Origin of the sequence: Frankia gtarii, assembly GCF_025403375.1 — a bacterium.
GTDB classification, from domain to species: domain Bacteria; phylum Actinomycetota; class Actinomycetes; order Frankiales; family Frankiaceae; genus Frankia; species Frankia gtarii.
This window is the reverse complement of record NZ_JAMPTM010000059.1, coordinates 20,733-29,268: the sequence shown is the minus strand read 5'-3', so window position 1 is coordinate 29,268 and position 8,536 is coordinate 20,733. Positions and strand designations below refer to the sequence as shown.

The following is an 8,536-nucleotide window of genomic DNA, read 5'->3' as shown; positions in this document are numbered from 1 at the left end:
GTGCTGCCGGTGTCGGCTCCGGCGGCGCCGCGATGGCCGACGACGGCCGCGTCGCCAGCCCCGGGGCGTCGTTCGCCCCGAGGCTGCCGATGGCTGCCGGCAGCGCCCCCACCGAGCCGCCGCCGTCGTCGCCCCCCCAGCTCACCCGCACGCCGGAGACCGCGATCAGGCCGCCGACCGCGAACGCGGCCACCGCGCTCATCACGATGACCAGCACGACGAGTAGTCGCACGGTGCCGCGGTCTGGGAAATCCGGCGAACCGCTCATCGGCGCTTCCGGTGCCCCGGGGTGCGGGCGGGGCACGCGGACGGTGCCGCGTCGGCTGGGATGCGCCGGCATCGGATGGTGATCTCGGCGTCCCTGCGCATGGGCTGACCGTAGCGGATCGGGTCGCTTCCCGTGAGGTGGTGCGGGGCGGGCGGCCGATGTCGGCCGAAAGGCGATCCGTCGGGCTGGTGCCGATTGATGGTTAGTCCGGGGATTGCGGGAGACAAAGGCGATATCAGCACCGTGCTCGTTCCCCGTACTGACCGCCCCCTGCAACTGCCCCTTTCCGGAGGTTTGTGATGGGTCTGCGTTACACCCGCCGCCCGCGGTACGGACCGTTCTATGTCAACGTCAGCGAGCGGGGGGTGTCCTCGGTCACACTGAAGCTTGGGCGGATCTCCTGGCGGGTCTGGTCGCGCAACCGCCGCGGCGGCCTGTCCAGCGTGGACCTGCCGGGGCCGTTCTCCTACCGGCGGGACGGCCGCGGCCGCCGACGGGCCGAGAGCTGACGCCGCCCCGCGGTGGGGCCCCGGTCAGTCGGCGGCGGCCCGCGCGGCTGGCGCGGTCGGAGTGGCTGGCGTGGTCAGAGTGGCTGGCGTGGTCGGGGCGGGTTGCCGTTCGGCGAGCAGGACCGCGAGGTCATCGTGCAGGGCGCCGCCGGCATGGGTGCCGAGGGCGGCGATGAGTCGGTCGAGAGCCTCCTCCTGGCCGCCACCCCGCACCAGGTCCAGGTGATCGTCCAGGGGGAAGAAACGTCCCCGGCTGTCCCTGGCCTCGATCAGCCCGTCGGTGAACAGCAGCAGCCGGTCACCGACCTCCCACTGCGCCGTCGTGACGGTGAACCGCTCGGCCAGCCCGAGCGGAGGGCTGGGCGAGCGCACCTCCAGGGTCGACGACCGGTCCGCCGAGACGAGCCGCGGCGGGTGATGGCCCGCCGAGCACATGCCCAGCCGGCCGTCGGGATGGATGTCCAGGACGAGCGCGGTGACGAAGTCCTCGGGCCCCGCCTCCCGTCCCACCGCGCGGGCGCACGCCGCCGTCACCTGTTCGGGATCCAGCCAGGTCACCGCGGCCTCGCGGAAGGCGCCGAGCACCACCGAGGCCAGCCGAACCGCCGGCAACCCCTTGCCCCGCACGTCCCCGATGATCACCCGGATGCCGTTCGCGGTGGACACGACCTCATAGAGATCGCCGCCGACGGATGCCTCCTGCGCCGCCGACAGGTAGCGGGCGGCGAAGCCGGTGCCGTCGAGCCGGCCCGGGACCGCCGGCAGCAGCGCCCGCTGCGCGACCTCGGCGACGGCCTGGACGCGGTGCAGCTTCGAGCGCTGCCGCTCCCGGTACACACAGATGTAGACCGCGATCGCGGACTGGACCAGGACCAGGATGATCGCGGCGATGTGCGCCTGCGTGCCGAAGCGGTGGTCCCAGATCCCGGAGATGATCGCCACGGTCACCGTGAGGCCGCCGATGCCGGCGGTGATCAGCGGCGGGCAGGCGGCGGCGAGGATCAGCGGCCCGAGGCCGAAGTACCCGGTCAGGGCGATACCGGGGCCCAGATCGACGACGAGGGCCAGGACGAGCACGGCCGTTCCGGCGACGAGTAGACGCAGGTTCTCCGGGTCACCCACCGCATCGGCTCCTGCGGGCGCGGCAGGGTTCGTCCGGGCAGATCGCATGGCTCATTCTCCCGAGCAGACCAGGCGTTCGACCACACACCCTCGCAACTGGGCCCGTCGAGTCAGGTAAACCTGTCCAGAAGGTCAGGCGGCGTGGGTGGCACGTTCGCCCGGGTGATGCAGGTGCCAGCGCTCGCGATCCTCGACCTGCGAGGCCAGCGAGATCAGCAGGGCCTCGCTGCCCGCGGGCCCCATGAGCTGTGCGCCGACCGGCAGACCGGCGGCAGTGCGTCCGGCGGGCACGTTGACGGCCGGCCAGCCCAGCACGTTCCACGGCCAGGCGAACGGGCAGGCCGCGACGATCGCCTGGTCGGTGGCCCAGTTGGTGTCCCGGTTGAGCTCGCCGATGCGCGGCGGGGGCGTCGCCGTCGTCGGCGCGAGCACCACGTCGACCCGGCGGAAGATCCGGCCGATGTTGAGCCGGGCCAGCGGCTCCGCCGCGCGGGTCAGCGGCAGGAACGGGCGCAGCGCCCGGCCGGTCCGCGCGTTGGCCACGGTCCGCGGGTCGAGCTGGGACGGGTCCGGGACGCGTCCGGCCCAGTCGCGGATGCCGTCCATGGACCGCGGAAGGAAGATCGTCCCGAGCAGGCCGTAGGGCGGCTCCACCTGGACGACGTCGTGCCCGAGCCGGGCGAGCACCTCGGCCATCCGCTCCACCGCGGCGCGCACCGCCGGATCGAGGCTCGCGGGCATCCCGCTGTAGGGGCGGTGCAGCGACAGCCCGATCCGCAGTCGGGGCGGGGGATGCCCGGCCGCGGTCAGGAAAGGCTCGACCGGTGTCGGTAGCCGGTCCCGGTCGACGGGCAGGCTGCCGACCAGGGCGTCCAGCAGCAGGGCGCCGTCGGCGACGGTCCTGGTGAGCGGGCCGTAGACGGTGAGGCCGTTGAACTGCTCGCGCACCGGCGCGTTGGAGATACGGCCGCGCTGCGGCTTGATCCCGACCAGGTGCGTCCAGGCGGCCGGGATGCGCACCGAACCCGCGCCGTCCGAACCGATCGCGCCGGGCACCAGGCCGGCGGCCACCGCGGCCGCGGCCCCACCGGAGGAGCCGCCGGGGGAGTGGTCCAGATCCCACGGGTTGCGGGTCACCCCGAACGCCCGGCCCTCGGTGAACGGCCACTGGCCGAACTCGGGCGTGTTCGTCTTGCCGACGATGACGGCCCCGGCGGCCTTCAGCCGCCGCACCATCTCGCTGTCCCGCACCGCCGGCGGGAACTCCCCCACGGCGCCGAACGCCGTCGGCAGGCCCGCGATGTCCGTGTCATCCTTGATCGCGATCGGGACGCCGAGCAACGGCCGGTGCCGGCGGCCCGCCACCGGCCTGCCTCGACCGGCCGCCGTGGCCGCGAGCTCCGTGTCGGCCGCCACCGCCTCCGCGAGCGCCTCCTGCGTCCGTACCCGGCGGAAGGCGTTGAGGGTCGACTGCGTCGCCTCGATCCGGTCCAGCGCGGCCTCGACGAGCTCGCGGGAGGAAACCTCGCCTCGCGCGAGCCGGGCGGCGAGGGCGGCGACGCCGTCAAGCGGGCCATCCCGCTCCGGCTCGACGAGCACCTCAGGTGCGTCCGACATCAGCCACCCCCTGCCGCCTCGGGCCTGCTGCCCGCACCGTAACCGAACCCGGGCCGCTCGCCCTGCTCCTCGCGCGATACCTCCTATTCTCCTTCTCGGTCACCGGTTTGGGAGAGCCATGAGGAAGAGAACGGTTTAACGTGCATCACCGCAGGATTCGGGTGATATTGCGCGTGTCGGACAGATTTTCGCGCCACCGCGGTATCACACGCCCCACATCGTGTTATCAACATCGAGGACGGGGTATCGCCGTCGGCAGAACGGATCGTGAACATCTCGTGGCGATACCGCGGGCCCCGGCGGCCACCAAGGGGGCCTCCGCGAGCGAGCGGTGCGCCCCGCGCCCGCGCCCGGGCCCGGCCCGCTGGCAGGGCCGCACGGAGCACACGGGCGGTGCGCCGGTGAGTCCTCGCGGCAGCTCCTCCGACCGTGCGGGCACCGGCGCGCTCGGCCCGCCCGGCCGGACTGTCGGGGTCGCAGGACCCCGAGACGAAGAAAGACGATCAGGAGGAACCACACGATGTCAGTGGACCCGAACCCGGCCACGCCAGACCCCGCGTCGATCACGCCGCCAGACGGCGCGGCGCCCTCCGCGTTCGACGAGGCCCCCTCGCGGCCGTCCCCGCCCGGGCCTGAACGGCCGAGCACCGCGGCCGTGCCAAATGGTCACAGCACCACTGCCCCGCCGACTGCCCCGCCCACTGCCGCATCCTCGCCCGCCACATCCACCTCCGAGCCCTCCCCGCCTCTTCCGCCCGCGCCCACCACCGGGGCTGCGGCGACGGCGCCTGTGTCGGGTGAGGACGCGTCGGGTCAGGAGGGATCCGGATCTGGTGACTCACCGAGCACCCGGGAACGGGTGGCGGTCGGCGCCGCCGAGGTCCGCGGGCGTGTCAGTGGCGCGGCTGCGACCCTCGCACCGCACGTCACGGCGGCAACTGAGCGGACCCGCGGCGCGGCGGAGAAGGCCGCCGGGACGGTGCGGGAGAAGGTCGCGGAGAACCCCCGGTTGGCCGCCGCGACCGAGCGGACACTCGGCGCCCGTGACCGGGCCGTCGGAACCGTGCGGGAGCGGCTCGCGCAGCACCCGCAGGCGAACGCCACGGCCGAGAAGACCCTCGCCACCAGCGGCAAGGCGGCCCGGTCCGCGGGGCAGCGGGCCCGCAACCACCCGCGGGTCACCGGCGGCGCCCTCGCCGGCACCGCACTGTTGCTGCTGGTTCGGCGAGCCCGTCGGCGTCGTCGCCGCGCCGGCTGAGGACCACCTGCCCGAGGTGAGTGGGTCGTCCGTCCCCGCCCCACTTCCCGCCGGAGTGCCCCCACTCCGACCGGAAAAGAGTGCCCATAGCGGTGTTTATGCCGTTCGGGTGCGGGGACAGAAGACTCAACTACCTCGGCAGGGAGAATAAAATGGTCACATTCGTCGTCGTCATGATTCTGCTCGGTCTGGTCGCCGGAGCTGTCGCTCGCGTGGTGCTACCCGGACCCGATCCGATCGGTATTCTCGGCACCATTGTCGTGGGCGTCATCGGTTCGTTCGTCGGTGGATTCCTCGGCTACGTTCTGTTCAACAAGGACATCGGTGAGGGCGCGCTTCAGCCGTCCGGCATCGTCGGCTCCATCATCGGCGCCATCCTGGTCCTGCTGATCTGGCGCAACGTGGGTGGCCACAGCCACAGCCGGTCGCGTGGTCGCAGCCGCCGCTACGCCCGCCGGTAACCGGATCGACCGTCGGTCACGGCGACACCCACAGGTGATCTCCGAGACTGCCGAGAAGCCCGAGGGTCGCGAGGTCGGCACGGCGCGGGAACCAAGCCCGCCCGTGCCGACCTCGCCCGTTGGTCCCGTCCCGTCCTCGAGTCCCTCCCGATCCAGGTCCCCTTGAGCACCGGGTCCCCTTGAGCACCGGGTCCCCTCGAGCACCGGATCTCTCGAAGCATCAGGTTCCGTCTGCACCACAGCTCCTCCCGAACCGCCCCTACTTCGCCGCCGGCACTTCCGTCCCGGCGGCTTTTCGCTGCCCGGAGACAGTCCAGCCGCCCGGAGTGCCGCGACTCGGCAATCCTTGTCACGATGTCGAGGTAGCCGACCGTGCCACGCCAGCGGATGGTGACCCCTGAACCCTGGAGGTCGCGGAGGGATCATCTCGTTGATTGCCCGGGCCCGGGCCCGGGCACGTGGTGCGGTTCCGTGGAACGCCATGATCGCCGAGGTTGTGGCCGGATGAGCGCCGCACTACCGGTCCTGGTCGCCGGATTCGCGGTTGCGGGGCTCATGGTCGCCGGTGCTGGCGGTGCTGGCGGTGCTGGCGGTGCTGGCGGTGTCCGCGTCCCGCGGGGTCTGCCGCTCGACCCCCGGATCGTCGTGACCGTCCTCGCCGCCATGGTCGGGGTGGTCGTCAGCGACGTGGTCGGGGGCCTCGCTGAAGTCACGGGCCCGCTGGGCGGCGTCCGGGCTCGCGCCGGAGAACAGGCGCGCGTCGTCGGCGGCATCGGCGTGGGGGGGATGCGGCCCGTCCGCGGCGTCGCCGGTGCGGCCCGGACCGGTCGGGTCGTCGGGAGTGCGGGGCCTCGGTGGCCGGCGGCTGTCGTCGCCGTCCCGGGTGGACAGGGTGATTGTGGTGATCGGCTCCCAGTCGCGCCGGGCTCCGTCGCGCTTGCGGAGTCGGTCGCTCGGTGCGCCGCCGTGGTCATCCCGCTCGCGTACGATCGTGCCGATCGCGCTGCCGTCGCGGTCATCGGCCCCGTTCTGGCGGCCCTTGGCACCGTACGGGCCGGCACCGTTGTGCCGGTCTTCGCTGTGCCGGTCCTCGTGGAGTCGGTCTTCGCCGCGGCGGTCGTCGGCCGGGTTGAAGCGGGCGGGTCCGGAGAGATGGGCGGCGGCGTCGAACTCGATGCGGGTTCGCGGCAGTGCCCGGTGATGGTTGCGCTGGAGCCACAGCACGAGGGCCTCCCGCACGTGGCAGCGCAGGTCGAAGGTGGTCGGGCCGTCCTTGCCGCTGACCAGCACCCGGATCCGGATGTGGTCCTCGATGGCGTCGGTCACCTGCAGCACGCAGACCCGCTGGTCCCACAGGTCGGTGGCCTCCAGGACCCGGTGCATCTCGGTGCGCATCTCCTCGAGCGGAACCTCCCAGTCGAGGTCCAGCTCGACCGCGCCGAGCACCGCGGACTCCTTGCGGGTCCAGTTCTGGAACGGCGTCGTGGTGAAGTACGTCGACGGCAGGATCATCCGCCGGTCGTCCCAGATGTGGACGACGACGTAGGTCAGCGTGATCTCCTCGATCCGGCCCCACTCCTCCTCGACGACGACGACGTCGTCGACCCGGATGGCGTCGGTGAACGCGAGCTGCAGGCCCGCGAAGACGTTGGCGAGCGAGGTCTGGGCGGCCAGGCCCGCGACGATGCCGACGACGCCGGCGCTGGCGAAGATGCTGGCCCCGGCGACGCGCACGCTCGGGATCGTCATGAGCATCGACGCCCCGGCGATGATCGAGATGATCGCTACGGTCATCCGCCGCATCAGCGTGACCTGGGTGCGTACCCGCCGGGCATGGCGGTTGTCGACCACGTCGACCCGGTAGCGAGCGAGCGCCAGCTCCTCGAAGACGAACGCGAGGACGGTGACACACCAGCCGATCCCGGCGATCAGCAGGATGCTGCAGATGTGGACCGCCGGCTCCGTCCAGTCCTGTTCGTGGGTGGCGCCCAGGCCGATGAGCAGCGCCACGAGGATCAGGGTCAGCCGAACGGGTCGCCGGCCGCGATGCGCGAGGTCGGCGACGATCTGGGAATGTCGGCCGATGCGCAGGGCGACCCGGTGCAGCAGCGTGGCGGCGGCCACGGCGACGACGACCGCGCCGACCAGGACCGTCAGCACGGCGATCGTCGACTGCATGTTGGAGAAGGAAAAATCGGGCGCGGCGCTTACACGCACAGGCAGGCTCCTCGTTCCTGGTGGGGGCAGGGTTCCTCGGGTGCTCTGCCCGTGATCCGGCGACTCAAGAAGTGATCCGCGTCATAGTCGCCCGACGTGTAACAGCCCGAGGGCATTCGCGCCCGATCGGGTATACCCGCGGCCTACTCGCGGGCACCAGATTGCGCAATGAGCGGGCATATGCAAGTGCGGCGCCAGCGCCGTCGCCATCGAGAACCCCAGTGCTCGCTCCCGCCGCTCCGTCGAGGCTGGCAGCCGCCGTCCGGCATGTAACGGCGCGAGGTCGTTCGTGACATTTCAGGTATATTCTCAGCCCACTTCGGAGTAGAAGTCAGCCGAATGTTCGTGTCTGTATGCGCAATCGATGATGATGGAGATGGAGCGCACGGATCACACTCGATGGAAGCGGGGCGTACGGATCGACGAAGTGGGCCTGAACCGGCGACCACGCCATCTGGCTGTGACTCATCGCGGCACGCTCGCTGGAGGCAGGCATGGAGCTACTTCCCGACCATCAAAGAGGCTGAGGAAGCGGGCCGATACCCGCGTGAGCGGTCGACAGATCGCCTGCGGGTAGCCGCGGGGGAGTTCGTCCGGTCGGGGAATTGATGGAAAGCAAATTCATCTCACGTGTTGCCAGCTGTTCTGATTGGATCGTGGTGGTGCATCTCGTGTGTAAGTCGCAAAGAGATCGGGTTGACTCTCACTGCTGGCTCGATGCCCGGCCGGCAGGGCCGAGGGGCTCGATCGGGGGTCGGGGCCGAACCTGTACCCGGCGTTGGCGATGTTGCCGCTGTGTGACGAGATCACTCGGTGGGGGCGGTCCACCAGCAACGTGGCCTGGTTGCAGGACGAGGTTCGTGACTACCGGCGCACCTGGGATCCCTGCTGGGAGCAGCTCACGCGAACATCAGAAAGGAGAGCGGAATGACTCGCCCCACAGCGACATGGATCATCGAGCTGATCGTGCAGGTGGCAGCGATGTTGGTCGTCGTGCTGGCACCACATGTCGAGGCGGCTCCGGGCGACCGCGATCGACCGACTGCGACCATCGTTGGTCCACGCGACGGCGAGACGATCATCG

Annotated in this window: 6 protein-coding genes and 1 pseudogene; 3 read left to right on the top strand and 4 right to left on the bottom strand. The window is 71.4% G+C overall.

The window, feature by feature from the left end; all coding sequences use genetic code 11:
- Positions 1–268: pseudogene (locus NBZ83_RS11555) on the bottom strand (hypothetical protein); the annotation flags it as partial.
- Between the two features lie 299 nt (positions 269–567).
- Here NBZ83_RS11555 and NBZ83_RS11550 point away from each other — a divergent pair.
- A complete protein-coding gene (locus NBZ83_RS11550) occupies positions 568–777 on the top strand; it encodes a DUF4236 domain-containing protein (RefSeq protein ID WP_261564584.1) in 210 nt (69 codons plus the stop codon).
- A 24-nt stretch (positions 778–801) separates the two neighbouring features.
- Here the strand turns inward: NBZ83_RS11550 and NBZ83_RS11545 are convergent, their stop codons facing one another.
- Together NBZ83_RS11545 and NBZ83_RS11540 are read right to left on the bottom strand one after the other, a co-directional pair.
- Complete coding sequence (locus NBZ83_RS11545) at positions 802–1,947, bottom strand: PP2C family protein-serine/threonine phosphatase (protein ID WP_261564583.1); 1,146 nt, start codon at positions 1,945–1,947, stop codon at positions 802–804.
- 84 nt (positions 1,948–2,031) lie between these two features.
- The gene (locus tag NBZ83_RS11540; RefSeq protein WP_261564582.1) at positions 2,032–3,516 is read right to left on the bottom strand and encodes an amidase; all 1,485 of its coding nucleotides are present in this window, start codon (positions 3,514–3,516) and stop codon (positions 2,032–2,034) included.
- 790 nt (positions 3,517–4,306) lie between these two features.
- Here NBZ83_RS11540 and NBZ83_RS11535 point away from each other — a divergent pair.
- Both NBZ83_RS11535 and NBZ83_RS11530 read left to right on the top strand, forming a co-directional pair.
- Entirely contained in the window at positions 4,307–4,774 is a 468-nt protein-coding gene (locus NBZ83_RS11535; protein ID WP_261574934.1) for a hypothetical protein, read from the top strand.
- Between the two features lie 152 nt (positions 4,775–4,926).
- Positions 4,927–5,235, top strand: a complete 309-nt coding sequence (locus tag NBZ83_RS11530) for a GlsB/YeaQ/YmgE family stress response membrane protein (protein WP_261564579.1) — start codon at positions 4,927–4,929, stop codon at positions 5,233–5,235.
- A 516-nt stretch (positions 5,236–5,751) separates the two neighbouring features.
- Here the strand turns inward: NBZ83_RS11530 and NBZ83_RS11525 are convergent.
- Complete coding sequence (locus tag NBZ83_RS11525) at positions 5,752–7,452, bottom strand: mechanosensitive ion channel family protein (protein WP_261574933.1); 1,701 nt, start codon at positions 7,450–7,452, stop codon at positions 5,752–5,754.
- Positions 7,453–8,536: the final 1,084 nt, after the last annotated feature.

Coding starts and splice junctions, on each gene's coding strand:
- NBZ83_RS11550 (WP_261564584.1), top strand. CDS start 568: ATGGGTCTGCGTTACACCCGCCGCCCGCGGTACGGACCGTTCTATGTC.
- NBZ83_RS11545 (WP_261564583.1), bottom strand. CDS start 1,947: ATGCGATCTGCCCGGACGAACCCTGCCGCGCCCGCAGGAGCCGATGCG.
- NBZ83_RS11540 (WP_261564582.1), bottom strand. CDS start 3,516: ATGTCGGACGCACCTGAGGTGCTCGTCGAGCCGGAGCGGGATGGCCCG.
- NBZ83_RS11530 (WP_261564579.1), top strand. CDS start 4,927: ATGGTCACATTCGTCGTCGTCATGATTCTGCTCGGTCTGGTCGCCGGA.